Raw genomic sequence first — 14804 nt, forward strand, 5'->3', positions numbered from 1 at the left:
GCGAAGCTGTTTTAAAGCCCCGCCAATTCCTCGCAGACTTGGGCAAAGTCCGGTCGTACCAGCACCTCTGGCTGACAGCAGCGCTGCACCAGCGCCGCCAGTTTCTGCCGCTGTTCCAGGCTCAGCGAGCCATCCCCACGCTCCAGCAATTCCTCCAGCAAGACACCGAAGGCCCGCACTTCCAGGCGTTGCAGCGCCCAGCTCTCTGGGGTGTCGTCCTTGGCATGGAAGGACGCCGCACCAAAATCCCCCAGCAGGCAGTCGCCTTGTTCATTCCACAGGGTGTTGTGGCCGTAGAGGTCGCCGTGGGTAATGCCCTGGGCATGCAGGTGGGCGCCCACCGAAGCGATGCCGCGGGCGATTTGCAGAATCACGCCGGCACGGTAGTGCGCGTTATCCGGGTAGATATCCCGGGAGCAGGAATCCAGGCTCGGCAGCGCCGCAAGGTTGCGGTAGCTGGGGTCGATCAGTTGCATCACCAGCCCGTTCTGGCCCTGGGGATGCTCGACGATGCGGCCCTCGACCCGGATCAGGTTCGGATGCAACCCGGCACTGATACAGGCGTTCATTTCATGCAGCGGCGAGCCGTCGCTGGTCATCTCGCCCTTGTACAGCTTGACCGCCACCGCGCGCGGCGGCTGCCCGGCGGGTTGCCACTGGGCCTGGTGAATCACTCCCGAGGCGCCTTCGCCCAGGCGCTGCTCCAGGGTCAGTTCGCTCCAGGGAATGCTTGGCGTGGATGCCAGCGCCGTGGCGTCGGCTTCCGACTCCAGCGGATTGCCGGCGTAGGCCAGCCAGGTCAGGCGTGGCAGGGCCAGGAGGAACGGCGGCAGCTCGCGCAGCTGGTTGGCGGCGATCCGCAGCAGCTCCAGGTTGTGGCACTGGCCCAGGCTCTGGGGCAGGGCGGTCAGGCGGTTGCCGGCCAGCATGAGCTTTTGCAGCAGCGGGCGCTGGCCCAGCTCTTCGGGCAGTTCAGTGATGCAGTTGTCGGTGAGAATCAGCCAGCGCAGCTGCGGCGGCAGGGCGGCGGCCGGGACCCGTTCGATGCGGTTGGCCTTGAAGCCAATCATGCTCAGTTGCCCACATTGGCCGAGGCAGGCCGGTACTTCACTGAACTGGTTGTCCGAGCAGAACAGGATGCGCAGGCGGGTCAGGCGATGCAGGTCGTCGGGCAGGCTACTCAGGGCGTTGCCGCTGAGGTTGAGGATCTCCAGGGAGTCGGCGAGATCGAAGATCTCCCGGGGGAACTCGGTCAGTCCACAGGACAGGTCCAGGCGCTTGATTCCGGCCAGCTGGCCGGCTCGCAGTTGAGCAAGGGTATCCATGAACAGCGTCAGTACTCGAAAGAAGGAAAAGGGCGGGGAGGATAAAACAGATCGGGCGGTTTTGCTGCCTGGGCGGCGGTTTGCGTTTGCGCAACTGCAGAAAGTCGGTGTCGAGCACCGACAGCATCAAGAGCTGGGGTAGCCCGCTTCAGCTTGCAATGGTGACGCTTCATACCTTCGAACAAGTCCTGCGCAGCTTTTTTGTACTTCGCTCAATTGTCCGCCAGCCCAGCTCGCCGTCACTGTGAATGCTCGATAAACATCGGCAGGATCAACGATGCAACGATCTCTCTGGCTACAAGAATTAGCGGATGAGCTCAGTCCAGCGCCTGCGCTGGAAGGCCACTGCAATGTGGATATCGCCATCATCGGCGGAGGCTTTGTCGGGTTATGGACAGCCTTGCACATTCGCCAACTGGCTCCCGAAAAAACCGTAGCCATCCTTGAGCAGGACATCTGCGGCGCAGGTGCCTCAGGGCGCAATGGTGGCTTCGTCATGTCATGGTGGCCCAAGATCAGTTCCCTGACTGCGCTGTGCGGCGCAGCAGAGGCACTGAAACTGGCTCGAGCTTCCGCGCAGGCCATCGAAGAAATTGAAATATTCTGCGAGCAACATGCCATTGATGCGCACTTCGTGCGGTCAGGCTGGCTATGGACGGCCACAACCGAAGCCCAACGTGGCGCCTGGCAAAGCGTGCAGCACACCTGTGCGACATTGGGCGAGGACGTGTTCCGTAGCCTGAGCAACGCCGAAATTGCTCGCCGCTGCGGTTCCCCCATGCACTTGGAAGGTGTATTCGAGGCGGGCAATGCCACGGTGCATCCGGCTCGCCTGGTACGCGGCCTGCGCCGGGTGGCCCTGGAACAGGGGGTGCGCATTTTCGAAAACAGTCGGGTTCGGCAAATGGAACGCGGCCAACCCACGCGCCTGCACACTGACCACGGTCAGATCCGTGCTCAACGCGTAGTCCTGGCCACCAATGCCTGGTCTGCCGAGTTACCGCAATTGCGCCGCAGTGTGTTGCCGGTCAGCAGCACCATCATCGCCACTGCACCGATCCCCGAGCGCTTGCAGGCCATCGGCTGGACCGGCGGCGAAGCCATTACCGACTCCCAGCAGATGGTCGACTATTACCGCACCACCCAGGACGGGCGAATCATCTTCGGCAAGGGCACCGGCCTGATGTCGTTTGCCAGCCGGGTCGGCACTCGCTATGACCAGTTGCCACAGTTGCATGCCGAGGTCGAAGAGGACTTTCGGCGCCTTTACCCGCAGCTTGCCGACGTGGCTATCGAACATCGCTGGTCGGGTCCCATCGACAGGACCTATGACAGTTTGCCCATGTTCGGCCGTCTGCAGGATGCGCCGCAGATCATCTACGGCGTGGGCTGGAGCGGCAATGGGGTCGGACCCAGCCATCTGGGGGGACAGATTCTCGCCAGTCTGGCTCTGGACCTGAACAACCAATGGAGCCGCTGCGGCCTGGTCAATCGCTCCGTGCGCCGGTTCCCACCAGAACCCTTGCGCTACTGCGGCGGCCTGCTAGTGCGCAATGCCGTCAAGCGCAAGGAGCGCGCGCAGGCATTGGGTCGTGCGCCATCCTGGCTGGCCCATTCGCTGAGCAAGCTGGCCCCCGCCGGTCTTGAAGACAAAAAACCTTGAATCAAAGGAGCCGTCATGAGCGCCCCGATTATCTTCAGCAACACTTCAGGCCTGGCGTTGGGAATGCCGGTTGACGTCAAACAACCCATCGGCGAGTTGGTGGCCAGGACTCGCATAAGCATGGAGGATGCTGGCGCGTCGTTACTGACCGGGGTCTGGGAATGCTCGCCTGGACGCTGGCGCCGCCAGGTACTGGAGCGCGAGTTCAGTCACTTCATAGTCGGATACGGCTTCTTTGTACCCGACCACGGCCCGACGATAGAGATTCACGCCGGCGATGCGGTATTTTTTCCCGCAAACTGCCTAGGCGAGTGGGACATCCGCGAAACCGTCAGAAAGAGCTTCGTGATCATTCCTTGAAGGCAGCGATACGTTCGTGCACCCCGGCGACCTCGGCGCTGCGCAGGGCAAACCAGAGAATCGCCACGTCCTCGGTGTGATCCAGAGAGCGTCCGGTAATTTCCTCGATGCGCCGAATGCGATAGACCAACGTCTGCTTGTGCACATGCAACACCTTCGCGGCGATCAGCCACGAGCGATTCTGCTGCAGGAATACCTGCAAGGTACGCAGCAATTGCGTGCCTTGCAGTTGGTCATACTCCAGCAGACTGCCCAGTACCCGTTGAAACGTCTGTTGCGCACCCTCCAGGCTCTGTGCCAGCCATGGAGCCATCGTCTCGGTCTGCTCGTAGCAAGCCAGGGGCTGCTCGGCGCTGGCATGCGCCAAGGCCAAACGTGCCTCTCGCAAAGCCTCAAGGCCGCGTTCGGCATGCCCCAGTGGATTACTCAGGCCCAGGCACCTGTGCAGGCGCACCTGAACGGTCCGGGGGCTGTGCTCCCCCCATAGCAGCAGTATCAGCTCGTCACCCTGCACGCGCATCAGCACCTTGGCCTCGGTCCGTGACAACAGGTCGTCCAGCTCGGCCAGTTCCCGACCGTCGTTGTGCATCACCGCAACGCGCAGATGCTCCGGCGACGCGCCGAACGCTCGCAGACGCTCGGTCAGTTGACGAGCCGACAAGCGTTGCTGGAACAAATCATCGAGCAGTTCCGAGGTCAGGCGCAGATGCCGTTCCCGCTCGACCTGCAGTCGCTCCAGCTCGATACCCAAAACCGCCGCCATGTGATGCAACAAACCATAGTCCGGCAGGTTCTCGCCCTGCGCCACCAGGACACAAGGACGGCGACTGGGCATCAACATCAGCAGTACATCGTCGTCACCTGAGCGCCAGCGTTGCACCACAGGCACATTGCCCGAAGGCTTCAAGCGCTGCTGCAGCGCTGAGCGTTGTACGGCAACGACTTCTGGAAGTCCTGCCAGATAGGGCTCCAGGGTGTGCGGATCGAGCAGCCTGAGGCTGGCTTTGACGTCTTTTTCCAGGCGGTTCAAGAGCGCTTCGAGCCCCAAGCCCTGAATGCCCATGCGCGCACTCTCGTAGAGCCGAGTGATGGCCTGCCGACGCTCAACTTCTTCCTGTTGAGTGGCCTCGACAATGGCCCGGGTCACCGAGGAAAACGGCACGCCGTACTCGGTCATCAGCAATGCGAAGCCCAAGGCATCGGCAGCGTCCTGCAGGCCTTGCAGATCCTCCGGTGCCTGCATGCTTTCGCCAATCATCAGCCCCGAGAGTCCGGCCGCCTGCAAGCGATGTACATAACGCCACTGTTCCTGCGGCCCAGCGGGGATGCCCATTCCGGTGCTCATCAACAGCTCCCCGGGCCCCAGCCATTGAGCCGGGTCATCCAGCTCGCAGACGTGTGCCCAGCGAACCGGTCGGTCAACCCCCCGAGCTCCTCCGATGAGGCGCGTGCGCAATGCTGGAATCTGAATGATGTCGCTGACGGTCAATGACATGGCGTGTTCGATCAGGCCCGGGACTTGAAGGGCCACAGCATGCCACCCCGACACCCACCAGCAAAGCCCGCTCATACGAACGTACCAAGGCCAGTCGCGGAATTCTAACTTGGTACGATTGCCGACGCGGCAGGCGACACTAAAACTCGTCCAGGTAGCAGCAGATCCTTTTTTGGACCTAGGCCTCAATCATCTGGAGACGCAAATAATGACTAAGAAACCGACTCTGCCATTGATGCTGCTGGCGTTGTCCCTCGTGACCACTTCGGCCCTTGCCGACCTCACCGTGGTATCCCACGGAGGCGCGAACAAGGACGCCCAGGTTGCAGCGTTCTACAAGCCCTATCAGGCTGAACACGGCACACGGATTATCGCTGGCGAGTTCAACGGCGAACTGGCCAAGATCAAAGTCATGGTGGACACCGGCAGTGTCTCCTGGGACGTCGTTGAAATGGAGCTGCCCGAGCTGGCTCGCGCCTGTGACGATGGCTTGCTGGAAGAATTCAGCGTCGACCCGAACCTGGCGAAAGACCTGCTTCCCGGTGCGCTGCAAAACTGCGGTGCGGGCTTCTTCGTCTGGTCTACGGTGCTGGCCTACAACGCCGACAAGCTCACCAGCGCCCCGACCAGTTGGAAAGATTTCTGGGATGTGCAGAAGTTTCCCGGCAAACGCGGCCTGCGCAAGGGCCCGATGTACACCCTGGAATTCGCGCTCCTGGCAGATGGCGTAGCCCCGGAGGAGGTCTACAAGGTGCTGGCCACCGAGGCGGGACAGGATCGTGCATTCCGTAAACTCGATGAAATCAAGTCCAGTATTCAATGGTGGGAAGCCGGAGCCCAACCGCCTCAGTACCTGGCCTCTGGCGACGTGGTCATGAGCTCCGCCTATAGCGGCCGGATCAGCGCCGTACAGGGGCAGAGCAATCTGCGCATCGTCTGGAATGGCGGCCTGTATGACATGGACGCCTGGGCCATACCCCGTGGTGCGAAGAATCGTGAGCAAAGTCTCAAGTTCATCAACTACACCCTTGAAGCCGAGCAACAAAAAAATTATGCGCAGCACATTGCCTATGCACCGGTAAACCAGCGCGCCAACACCTTGCTCAGCGAGCAACGGCTCAGCGTACTGCCCGATCTGAAACAGCAGGTGGCAATGGATCCGACCTTTTGGGCCGACCATGGCGAGCAGTTGCACCAGCGCTTCAATGCCTGGGCTGCCAAATAGCGCTTGTTACATCGTTCAGGCAGGAACGGCGCGCCGTTCCTGCCAGACGCCAACTCGATCGACATCCATCTACTCTTCCCCGAATGCTTCCAGCTACTCGATGAATTGCCCATGAAGGGTCGGGCTGATGCCAAGCGCCGATCACCGGGTCGGTCCGTCACCCTGGAAGGCTTGCAAAAGGCTGACGGCCGTTCGATAGAGCACACGGCATTTACAGGCCAGCGTGCATGGCTCTGGCCAACCTGCGGAATGCGGCGGGGTGCCTGAGGTTCCGGGCCTCGCCTGGCATCCATTCCAGGCTGTGGTGTTCAAAGGTCTTTTTGACTGACTCGGTGGCCATCCTGCCCGAGGGGTTGCTTGAGTCAAAGTCGCTTTCCAGGGTGGCAATCAGATAGGCGCCTCTGGCGCTCCATTGGTTGAAACGCATCACATGCCGGTCATCCAGAATCACTGCGCCTTCTTTCTTGTCGTGCGAGAAGTAAAAGGCCAGGCTGTGGCCCGGCTCGGTCCAACCTTTGAGGTACTTGAGCAAGGTTGTAAGGCGGACGCCGCACACCAGGTTGAAGCCACTGTCAATCCGTTGCTGGCCGAAGAAGTAGCACTTGAAAATCACCTCCAGCGTTCGCTGGTGGTAATCCGTCAAGTGGCTCTTTTCGTAGAAGTGAAAGTCCGTGGGCTCGCCGATCAGTTCGTAGCCCTTTGCCGCGAATTCGGCGGGGGAGAACGCCAGCAGGCCAAACCGGCACGGATGTTCGAGCGTCAAGTTGCTCAGGTGCAGGTCAAGCAGCTGGAAAAAAGTCAGCGGCAGCCTGTGCATGCAGGTGTGCGCTGGCTCAGCCATGGGCCGGCCCGGGACCGATTTCCCGCAGTTGCCCGAGGCGGCTGCGGGTGCGCGCCAGGTCGATGGCGTGGCCGCCGAGACATTCGTGCAGCGGGCGCTGGCCGATCAGCAGCAGGCGTTTGTCCTGATCGTAGAGCACGTCGATCAGGTTGATGAAGCGTTGCTGGGCGGCGATCGAGCATTCTCCCAGCTCCGGCAGTTCGTCGATGATCCAGGTGTCGAAGTGGCGACTCAGTTCCAGGTAGTCCATGACGGCCGTGGGCTGTTCGCACACATCGTTGAATTCAAAACGGATGCTGCGCTGCTGGATCTGGCGCACGGTCAATTGCCGGGCGCCTACTGTCAGTTGCGCCGCCGCGGCATGGCGCTCGGGCAGTTCCAGGGCCTGGCGCTGGGCCGGGGTGCCGGGCCACACATAGTGACCCTGGGTGAAGAGCTGCTGATCGTGGGAGCGGGCCTGGCTCCGGTAGTCGTGGGGGCCTCCCACCTCCATCACCTGCATGCGCCCGTTGATCAGTTCGATCACCGGCTTGAAGCGGGCGTGGTACAGCGGGTTGGGCAGCAGGCCCTCGGGGGCGTAGTTGGAGGTCAGTAACAGCGTGATGCCGCGGTTGAACAGGGCCTTGAACAGCCGGGTGATCAGCATCGCATCGCCAATGTCATGGACATGGAACTCATCGAAGCACAGCACTCGGCACTGGTTGAGCAGTTCATCCAGGGTGGCTTCCAGAGCGTCGGCCTGCTGCTGATGGCGGAACATGCCCTGGTGCAACTGGGCGAAGAAGTCGTGGAAGTGCAGGCGCTGTTTTTCGGCGATGGGCAAGGCGCGGAAGAAGCCGTCCAGCAACCAGCTCTTGCCCCGGCCGACGGCGCCGTACAGGTACAGGCTCTGGGCCTTGCCGGGGGATTGCGTCAGGTCGTCGGCCTGCCGGGCCATGCAGTCGATGACCCGCAATTGGCTGTGGCTGAGGGTGTATCCCAGGTCCAGGGCCTTGTGGCGAAAGTAGTCATGGATCACGCCACCGGCACCGTTCGGGCGGCGCAAGGCTCGGGCGAACAGGCGTCGCCAGGGTGATTGAGTCTGTGCAGGTGTTGGCGGTAAAGCGGCCAATGGTGGTTACCCCGATGATTCCAGGCCGCCTACCTTAAAAGCGGCGCGACAATTTAACCAATAGAAAACCCAACAGCCAGTGATCTCGAAAAGGCATGGCGGCGATAGACGGTCATTCACACCGGGCAGGCCGATTAATACGCTAACTGGCAGTTTCGCCCGCGGTTGCTAACCTGATTTCAGCGAATGCTCCTCATAAGGATTGAGGCCTTGAATGGATATAAGGGTTTGGCAGTCATGAGCGCGTTGCTCAGCACGACGGCGGGGGCCGCGGATTTGCAGGTGCAGGTCCGGGTCGATGTGCAGCGTGGCTGCCAGTTGGTGGGTCAGCAGCGGGAGGCGGGTGTCGAGCAACTCGGCACCTTGGACTTTGGCAGTACTGCGCGCCTGAACGATCCGGCGGGGCCTTTGGCTGCGGCATTGGTCAGTGGTCGTCTGCCACGTCTGGAGTGCAATCCCGATACCCCTTATCAGATGCGCATCGACGGCGGCCTGCATGGCGGTGTCGGCGAGGTGCGTTACCTGGCCAGCAACCGTGCGTTGGGCAAACCCATTCCTTATCGCCTCTACCAGGACTCGGCCCGGCGCATTGCGTTGCCGGTGAATGTCCCGGTCAGTGGACGGGTGCCGGACTCCGGCACTGTGGATTTGCCCCTGTACGGGCGCATTGAACCTCTGGCCGAGATTCCCCAGGCCGGGGGCTATTCCGATGTATTGAAGGTGACCCTGACCTGGTGAGGTCGGGGGTATGACAGCTGCCACGGGGGACCCGGGCAGAGCAGGGAAAGCTGTTCAGGTTGAACGGCTCACGTGGGAGTCCTGATGGAACCGGGATGGGTGCAATGAAAGGCAGGACCTGGACGATCGTCGCCCTGGGCTCGCTGTGTCTGCTGGTTGATGATGCCCAGGCGGCGATCAGCGGGCAGATCCAGGCGCGCCTGGTGATCACTGCCAGTTGTCAGGTGAGCAGTGGCGGCAGCGCGCCCTCCACGAACCCCATCAGCAACCTGGGCATGCTCGACTTCGGGCAGCAGGGGCCGACCTGGGTCAACCCCATCAAGGCCAGCCTCACCGACAGTGCCGAAGGCCAGTTGCAGGTGGCCTGCAATCCCTCGGTCACCGGTTTCACCGTGACCATCAATGGCGGCCTCAACGGCGACGGTACAACCCGGCGTTTGAGCAACGGACGCCAGACCATTCCCTATCGATTGTTTGTCGATGCATCCGGTAGCGACAGCTACAGCATCGGCCAGCAGCGCAATTTCGCAGTGAGCAGCGGCAGGCGGATTCCCATTCCGGTGTTCGGCTCTGTGGTCGCGAATACCCGCGCGGTTCCGGCAGGGGTCTACACCGACACCCTGACCATCACGCTGGATTGGTAACTCACGAGAGGACGCACATCATGCACGCGCTTGTATCCAGGATTGGCTGGCCCTTGTTGGGACTGGTCATGGTTTCCACGGCCAACGCCGCCACTACGGTCACCGGTCAGATCAGCTCGACCCTGATCCTCACCAGCAGTTGCCAGGTCAACGGGGTGGGCGGCAGCACCGGTCTGAACTTCGGCGCCTTGAACTTCGGCACCACCAACAGCCTGTTTACGACGGCCACTGGCCAGGTGCTGGGGGGCGGTGGCGGGGCTCTGTCGATTCTCTGCTCCAGCGGCACCACACCCAGCCTGACCATCCAGGGCGGCAACAATGACGGTATGTCCTCGGGTGGCACCCGGGCGTTGTACGACGGGGTGGCCAACTATGTGCCCTACGACCTGTACACCGACTCCGGCCACTCGCAGATCGTGGCGATCAATGGGGTGATCAACCTGGCGCCGAGCACCGGGGTCGCGCAGACCGTGAACCTCTATGGTCAGGCCGTGGGCAAGGCCGGGCTGCCGGCCGGCACCTACACCGATACGGTGTCCGTGCAGCTGACCTTCTGATGCCATGGCCAGCCAAGGTCTTGCGCTGTTTGCCCTGATCTGCGCCAGTGCCTGGCCGGCGTGGATCTGGGCGGCCACCAGCCAGAACTTCCAGGTCAGTGCCACCATCACCGCCGGTTGTCTGGTGGTAGGCGGTGTCAGCAACTACGGCAGCCTGTCCTTCGGCAGCCAGTCGGCGTTGTCCACCAGCACCGTGCGAGTGGCGTTGATCGGGGGCGTGCAATTGCAGTGCACACCGGGAGTGGCCCTGAACATGACCGTGGACGGCGGCCAGTACAACAGCAGCGGGCGACATATGCAGCTCAATAGCGGCAGTGCCCGGGTGGCCTATCAGTTGTTTCGCGATGCGGCGTACAGCCAGAGCCTGGGCATAGGCCAGAGCGTGGCCGTGGCTTACAGCGATGCCAATAACATCAGCCTGCCGATCTACGGGCAGGTGCAGTTGCTGGGCAATCAGCCTGGGGGGACGTACAGCGATGTGCTGCAGGTGCAGCTGTCGTGGTGATGGGGCGAGTCGACAACCAGTCGGCAGGCGGACAAGGAGTAGCAGTATGCATTTACCTTTGCGGGGCCTTTGGGCCACCGGTTACCTGATACTGGCCGGCGTGTTGTCCGGCGTGCCCAGGGTCCAGGCCGCCAGCTCGGTGCTGATCTGGCCGATCGATCCGGTTCTGGAGGCGGATCAGCAAGCCAGTGCACTGTGGCTGGAAAACCGCGGTACTGAAACCGCCAACCTGCAAATCCGGGTGTTTGCCTGGAGCCAGAGCGGTTTTGCCGACCAGTATCAGAACCAGCGCGACGTCATCGGCAGCCCGCCGGTGGCGAAGATCGAACCCGGGCAGAAGCAACTGGTGCGCCTGACCCGAACCCGTGAGGTGCCGCCGGGGCAGGAGCTGGCGTACCGGATCATCATCGACGAGATTCCTTCGGCCAAGCCCATCACCCCGGAAGAGGGGGCCAAGAGTGCGGCGGCGATCCGCTTCCAGATGCGTTACTCGGTGCCGTTGTTCGCCTATGGCGCCGGGCTCTGGAGCAAGGAAGACACTTCCCGCCCTCGCGATCCCAAGGGCGCCGGGGTGCCGGACCTGAGCTGGCGCAAAGTGGCGGTGGACGGCAAGACGTTTTTCGAGCTGCGTAACCAGGGGGCAGTGCACGCACGCCTGACCGATGTGGCGTTCAAGCAGGGCGGGCAGACCCGGCCGCTGGCGCCGGGCTTGCTCGGTTACGTGCTGCCCGGGGCGGTCATGCGCTGGCCGGTGACGGACCCCCTGACAATGGATTCGACCCTGCAACTGCGGGTCAATGGCGCGCCGCAGGTGCAGAGTCTGGCGCCTGCGCACTGATCCACTGCAGTCATGCAAGCGCCTGCCAGGTGGCGGTAGGAAGAGGTACGGACGGATGTGAGCGCGGTGACGCATCCGCCTTGGGATGGAGATGTCCATAGATGGACTTGAACCCGCCATGAGCCAGGACGCTGCTCGTTGTTTGCGCTGCTGGAAAGGACTGATGGCTGGCTTGTGCGGTCTGATGCTGGCGCCTTTTTGCCAAGCTGGCGAGCTGCCGCCACCGCCCAGCAGCCTGGAGTCGCTGGCCGATGCACAGTTGTTTCTGGAACTGGTGATCAATCAGATGAACACAGGGAAGGTGGTGGCGGTGGAGCAGCGTGCCGGACGATTGTTCATGCCGGTGCAGACACTGCGGGAAACCGGCATCAAGCTGCCGGAGGGGCTGGGCAGCGAAGTCGATCTGGACAGCCTGCCGGGCCTGCACAGCGATTACGACAGTCAGGGCCAGCGCCTGCTGATTGATGTGCCGCCGGATTGGCTGCCGGAACAGTTCATCGGCAGTCGCCAGGCCTATCCAAGGACACCGGCCCTGAGCAGCTTCGGCGCGCTGCTCAACTACGATCTGTACCTCAATGACACCGATGAAGGCGGCACCTACCTGGCGGCCTGGAATGAAGTGCGGCTGTTCGACACCTGGGGCACCTTGTCCAATACCGGGCAGTACCGGCGGACCTTGTCCGGCGTTGCCAGCACCTCTTTGAACAATGGGTATCGGCGTTATGACACCACCTGGCGTTTTTCCGATGAAGAACGCCTGCTGACCTATGAGGCGGGTGACGTGGTGAGCAGCGCCTTGCCCTGGAGCAGTTCGGTGCGTCTGGGTGGGGTCCAGCTGTCTCGGGATTTCGCCGTGCGCCCGGACCTGGTGACCTATCCCTTGCCGCAGTTTGCCGGTGAAGCGGCGGTGCCATCCTCCCTGGACCTGTTCATCAATGGCTACAAGTCCAGCAGCAGCGAGGTGCAGCCGGGGCCCTACACCCTGACCAACATTCCCTTTATCAACGGGGCGGGGGAGGCGGTGGTGGTGACCACGGACGCCCTGGGGCGGCAAGTGTCGACCACGGTGCCGTTCTACGTCACCAGCAGCCTGCTGCAGAAGGGCCTGACGGATTTCTCGGTGGCCGCAGGGAACCTGCGCCGGGACTACACCCTGCGTGATTTTGGCTATGGCCCGGGTGTCACCACCGGCAGCTTGCGCCATGGCCTGAGCGACAGCCTGACCTTGGAAGCGCATGCCGAGGCCTCGGACTCCCTGACGCTGGGCGGGGTGGGCGGCAATCTGCGCCTGGGCAACTTCGGCGTGCTCAACACGGCGCTCAGCCAGAGCCGTTTTGACGGCAGCGGCGGTCAGCAGTTCAGCTTCGGCTACCAGTACAACAACCAGCGTTTCAGCCTGGCGTACCAGCGCATGCAACGTCGTGACCAGTATGCCGACCTGACGGTGGTCGACAGCCCCTACATCAGCCTCAGCCAGCGCAGCGAGCAACTGACCCTGAGCCTCAACCTGGATCGCTACGGCAGCCTGGGGGCCGGCTACTTCGATGTGCGGGCCGCCGACTCGAGCCGCACCCGGTTGTTGAACCTGACCTGGAGCAAGCCGCTGTGGCACAACAGCAGCTTCTACCTGTCGGCCAACCGGGAGATCGGCGACAGCCAGTGGGCGATGCAGGCGCAGCTGGTGATTCCCTTCGACTTGCACGGCAGCCTGAGCCTGAGCAACGAACGCAGCAAGACGGGGGAAAACCGCCAGCGGGTCAATTTCAGTCGTTCGGTGCCCCTGGAGGGCGGGGTTGGCTACAACCTGGGTTATGCCACGGGCAGCAGCGCCGACTATCGCCAGGCGGATGTCACCTGGCGCCTGCAGTCGGTGCGCCTGCAGGCGGGGGTCTATGGCACCCGCGATGCCGAGACCCGCTGGGCCGATGCCAGTGGCTCGCTGGTGTGGATGGACCGCCAGGTGTTCGCCGCCAACCAGATCGACGATGCCTTCGTGGTGGTCAGCACCGATGGTTACCAGGACATCCCGGTGCGCTATGAAAACCAGTTGGTGGGGCAGACCGACAAGAACGGACACTTGCTGGTGCCCTGGAGCAGTGCCTATTACCGGGGCAAGTACGAGATCGATCCGTTGAACCTGCCGGCCAACGTCCAGACGCCGAATGTGGAGCAGCGAGTGGCGGTGCGTCGTGGCAGCGGCTATTTGCTGGAGTTTCCACTGACCCGGATCATCGCCGCCAGCGTGGTGCTGGTGGACGCCCAGCAACGGGAACTGCCCCTGGGCAGCACCGTGACCCATGAGCAGAGTGGGGCTCGGGCGGTGGTCGGCTGGGATGGGCTGGTGTATCTGGAGAATCTTTCGCAACACAACAGCCTGCAAGTCAGCCTGGCTGATGGCCAGAGCTGCCGTGCGCAGTTCGACATGGATCTGCAACAGCAGCAGGTGCCGTTGATCGGCCCGCTGGTCTGCCAGTAGTTGTGGCGTCACGAGGCAAGGGAGTGCTGAGGGTGGACAGGTTCAAGGGATGGCGACAGGCAATAGTGGGGCTGCTGGCGAGTCTGCTGACGCTGCAGGCCCAGGCGCTGTGCAACACCGTCAGCACCGCACCGGCGGGGTTCGGCAGCGTCAGCTCGATCCTGGTGCGTACCACTTCGCAGCCGGCTTCCACCACCAATGCGGGCTTGAGCTGCACTGGCTCGCTGTTGAGCCTGCTGGCCAGCAACGACCACTTCTACGCCACCATCACTTCCAGCACCAGCGGTATGGTCGGCCCCACGGGCGATGTCATCGGCTACACCCTGTACGCCAACAACAGCACCAGCTATCCGATCACTCGGGGCGTGCAGTTCGACTTCGCGCGCAACTCGATCATCGACCTCCTGGGCTTGCTGGGCAGCGCCACCGTGGCCAAGACCGTGCCCATCTACATGGGGACCATCACCGGCAGCAATGTAGCGGCAGGGGTCTACACCGAGAACCTGAGCATCTTCTGGAGCTGGAACTATTGCGCCGGGATCGGCGCGCTGGGGATCTGTCTGGGACGGGACATCGGCAGCGGCACCCAGGCCCTTACGGTGAACATGACGGTGTCCAACGATTGCGTGATCACCGCGCCGAACATCAGTTTCGGCAGCGCGCCGGTGGTCAGTGCGTTCGCCACGGTCACCGGGCAGACCATCAACCTGTCCTGCACCAAGGGCAGTGCCTATACCGTGGGCTTGAGCGACGGCCAGCAACCCGTGAGCGCAGGAGGGCGACGGCGGATGATTTCCGGCAGCAACTACCTGGCCTACGACATTTTCAAAAGTGCCGGCAACACCCGTTGGGGCAGCGTTGGCAGTGCCCGACGTTCCAGCACCGATGCCGAAGTGAACCCGGGCAATGGCCTGGGTACCGGCAGCCAGATCTTCAACTACAACGCCAGGATCTACACCGACCAGAATACGCCCCCAGCCGGCACCTACATCGACAACGTGGTGCTGGACGTGGGGTTCTGAAGGC

General features: G+C 62.5%; 14 protein-coding genes. 10 read left to right on the top strand and 4 right to left on the bottom strand.

All coding sequences use genetic code 11. The annotated features are described in order from the left end of the window. Positions 1 to 11 precede the first annotated feature (11 nt). The gene (locus tag PQT43_RS09405) at positions 12 to 1325 is read right to left on the bottom strand and encodes a leucine-rich repeat-containing protein kinase family protein (RefSeq protein WP_253085174.1); all 1314 of its coding nucleotides are present in this window, start codon (positions 1323 to 1325) and stop codon (positions 12 to 14) included. Positions 1326 to 1602: 277 nt separating this feature from the next. Between PQT43_RS09405 and PQT43_RS09410 the strand changes: the two genes are divergently transcribed. Together PQT43_RS09410 and PQT43_RS09415 are read left to right on the top strand one after the other, a co-directional pair. Next, positions 1603 to 2988: an NAD(P)/FAD-dependent oxidoreductase gene (locus PQT43_RS09410; RefSeq protein WP_272753756.1), complete on the top strand. Its 1386-nt coding sequence runs from the start codon at positions 1603 to 1605 to the stop codon at positions 2986 to 2988. A 15-nt stretch (positions 2989 to 3003) separates the two neighbouring features. Next, positions 3004 to 3348, top strand: a complete 345-nt coding sequence (locus PQT43_RS09415) for a cupin domain-containing protein (RefSeq protein ID WP_267268609.1) — start codon at positions 3004 to 3006, stop codon at positions 3346 to 3348. On the opposite strand, the gene PQT43_RS09420 is transcribed toward PQT43_RS09415, so the two are convergent. Then, a complete protein-coding gene (locus PQT43_RS09420) occupies positions 3338 to 4879 on the bottom strand; it encodes a PucR family transcriptional regulator (RefSeq protein ID WP_253126648.1) in 1542 nt (513 codons plus the stop codon). The two genes, PQT43_RS09415 and PQT43_RS09420, sit on opposite strands and share 11 nt — an antisense overlap. 172 nt (positions 4880 to 5051) lie before the next feature. On the opposite strand from PQT43_RS09420, the gene PQT43_RS09425 reads away from it, so the two are divergent. Further along, positions 5052 to 6068: an ABC transporter substrate-binding protein gene (locus PQT43_RS09425; RefSeq protein WP_375107148.1), complete on the top strand. Its 1017-nt coding sequence runs from the start codon at positions 5052 to 5054 to the stop codon at positions 6066 to 6068. 211 nt (positions 6069 to 6279) lie between these two features. On the opposite strand, the gene PQT43_RS09430 is transcribed toward PQT43_RS09425, so the two are convergent. Next, on the bottom strand, positions 6280 to 6909 hold the full coding sequence (locus PQT43_RS09430) for a hypothetical protein (protein ID WP_272753757.1): 630 nt from the start codon (positions 6907 to 6909) through the stop codon (positions 6280 to 6282). After that, positions 6902 to 8020: a cell division protein ZapE gene (gene zapE / locus PQT43_RS09435; RefSeq protein ID WP_253085172.1), complete on the bottom strand. Its 1119-nt coding sequence runs from the start codon at positions 8018 to 8020 to the stop codon at positions 6902 to 6904. The genes PQT43_RS09430 and zapE overlap by 8 nt, the downstream gene beginning before the upstream one ends. Positions 8021 to 8257: 237 nt before the next feature. On the opposite strand from zapE, the gene PQT43_RS09440 reads away from it, so the two are divergent. From PQT43_RS09440 to PQT43_RS09470, 7 genes are all read left to right on the top strand, one after another. Further along, the gene (locus tag PQT43_RS09440; RefSeq protein WP_272753758.1) at positions 8258 to 8758 is read left to right on the top strand and encodes a Csu type fimbrial protein; all 501 of its coding nucleotides are present in this window, start codon (positions 8258 to 8260) and stop codon (positions 8756 to 8758) included. A 104-nt stretch (positions 8759 to 8862) separates the two neighbouring features. Next, a complete protein-coding gene (locus tag PQT43_RS09445) occupies positions 8863 to 9402 on the top strand; it encodes a Csu type fimbrial protein (protein WP_102864969.1) in 540 nt (179 codons plus the stop codon). Between the two features lie 20 nt (positions 9403 to 9422). Then, positions 9423 to 9959, top strand: a complete 537-nt coding sequence (locus PQT43_RS09450; protein ID WP_102864676.1) for a Csu type fimbrial protein — start codon at positions 9423 to 9425, stop codon at positions 9957 to 9959. Between the two features lie 4 nt (positions 9960 to 9963). Further along, positions 9964 to 10464 carry a Csu type fimbrial protein gene (locus tag PQT43_RS09455; protein WP_272753759.1) on the top strand — a complete coding sequence of 167 codons (501 nt, stop codon included), beginning with the start codon at positions 9964 to 9966 and terminating at the stop codon, positions 10462 to 10464. 46 nt (positions 10465 to 10510) lie between these two features. Then, complete coding sequence (locus tag PQT43_RS09460; protein ID WP_102881817.1) at positions 10511 to 11302, top strand: fimbrial biogenesis chaperone; 792 nt, start codon at positions 10511 to 10513, stop codon at positions 11300 to 11302. 118 nt (positions 11303 to 11420) lie between these two features. Continuing rightward, a complete protein-coding gene (locus PQT43_RS09465; protein WP_267268605.1) occupies positions 11421 to 13778 on the top strand; it encodes a fimbria/pilus outer membrane usher protein in 2358 nt (785 codons plus the stop codon). Between the two features lie 32 nt (positions 13779 to 13810). Next, positions 13811 to 14800: a Csu type fimbrial protein gene (locus PQT43_RS09470; RefSeq protein ID WP_267268604.1), complete on the top strand. Its 990-nt coding sequence runs from the start codon at positions 13811 to 13813 to the stop codon at positions 14798 to 14800. Positions 14801 to 14804 lie beyond the last annotated feature (4 nt).

This window comes from Pseudomonas sp. BLCC-B112 (assembly GCF_028550695.1).
Lineage (GTDB): Bacteria > Pseudomonadota > Gammaproteobacteria > Pseudomonadales > Pseudomonadaceae > Aquipseudomonas > Aquipseudomonas danubii.

Bases quoted from the DNA above. Each gene is read 5' to 3' on its own strand.
- PQT43_RS09405 (WP_253085174.1), bottom strand. From the start codon at position 1,325: ATGGATACCCTTGCTCAACTGCGAGCCGGCCAGCTGGCCGGAATCAAG.
- PQT43_RS09410 (WP_272753756.1), top strand. From the start codon at position 1,603: ATGCAACGATCTCTCTGGCTACAAGAATTAGCGGATGAGCTCAGTCCA.
- PQT43_RS09415 (WP_267268609.1), top strand. From the start codon at position 3,004: ATGAGCGCCCCGATTATCTTCAGCAACACTTCAGGCCTGGCGTTGGGA.
- PQT43_RS09425 (WP_375107148.1), top strand. From the start codon at position 5,052: ATGACTAAGAAACCGACTCTGCCATTGATGCTGCTGGCGTTGTCCCTC.
- PQT43_RS09430 (WP_272753757.1), bottom strand. From the start codon at position 6,909: ATGGCTGAGCCAGCGCACACCTGCATGCACAGGCTGCCGCTGACTTTT.
- PQT43_RS09440 (WP_272753758.1), top strand. From the start codon at position 8,258: ATGAGCGCGTTGCTCAGCACGACGGCGGGGGCCGCGGATTTGCAGGTG.
- PQT43_RS09445 (WP_102864969.1), top strand. From the start codon at position 8,863: ATGAAAGGCAGGACCTGGACGATCGTCGCCCTGGGCTCGCTGTGTCTG.
- PQT43_RS09450 (WP_102864676.1), top strand. From the start codon at position 9,423: ATGCACGCGCTTGTATCCAGGATTGGCTGGCCCTTGTTGGGACTGGTC.
- PQT43_RS09455 (WP_272753759.1), top strand. From the start codon at position 9,964: ATGGCCAGCCAAGGTCTTGCGCTGTTTGCCCTGATCTGCGCCAGTGCC.
- PQT43_RS09460 (WP_102881817.1), top strand. From the start codon at position 10,511: ATGCATTTACCTTTGCGGGGCCTTTGGGCCACCGGTTACCTGATACTG.
- PQT43_RS09465 (WP_267268605.1), top strand. From the start codon at position 11,421: ATGAGCCAGGACGCTGCTCGTTGTTTGCGCTGCTGGAAAGGACTGATG.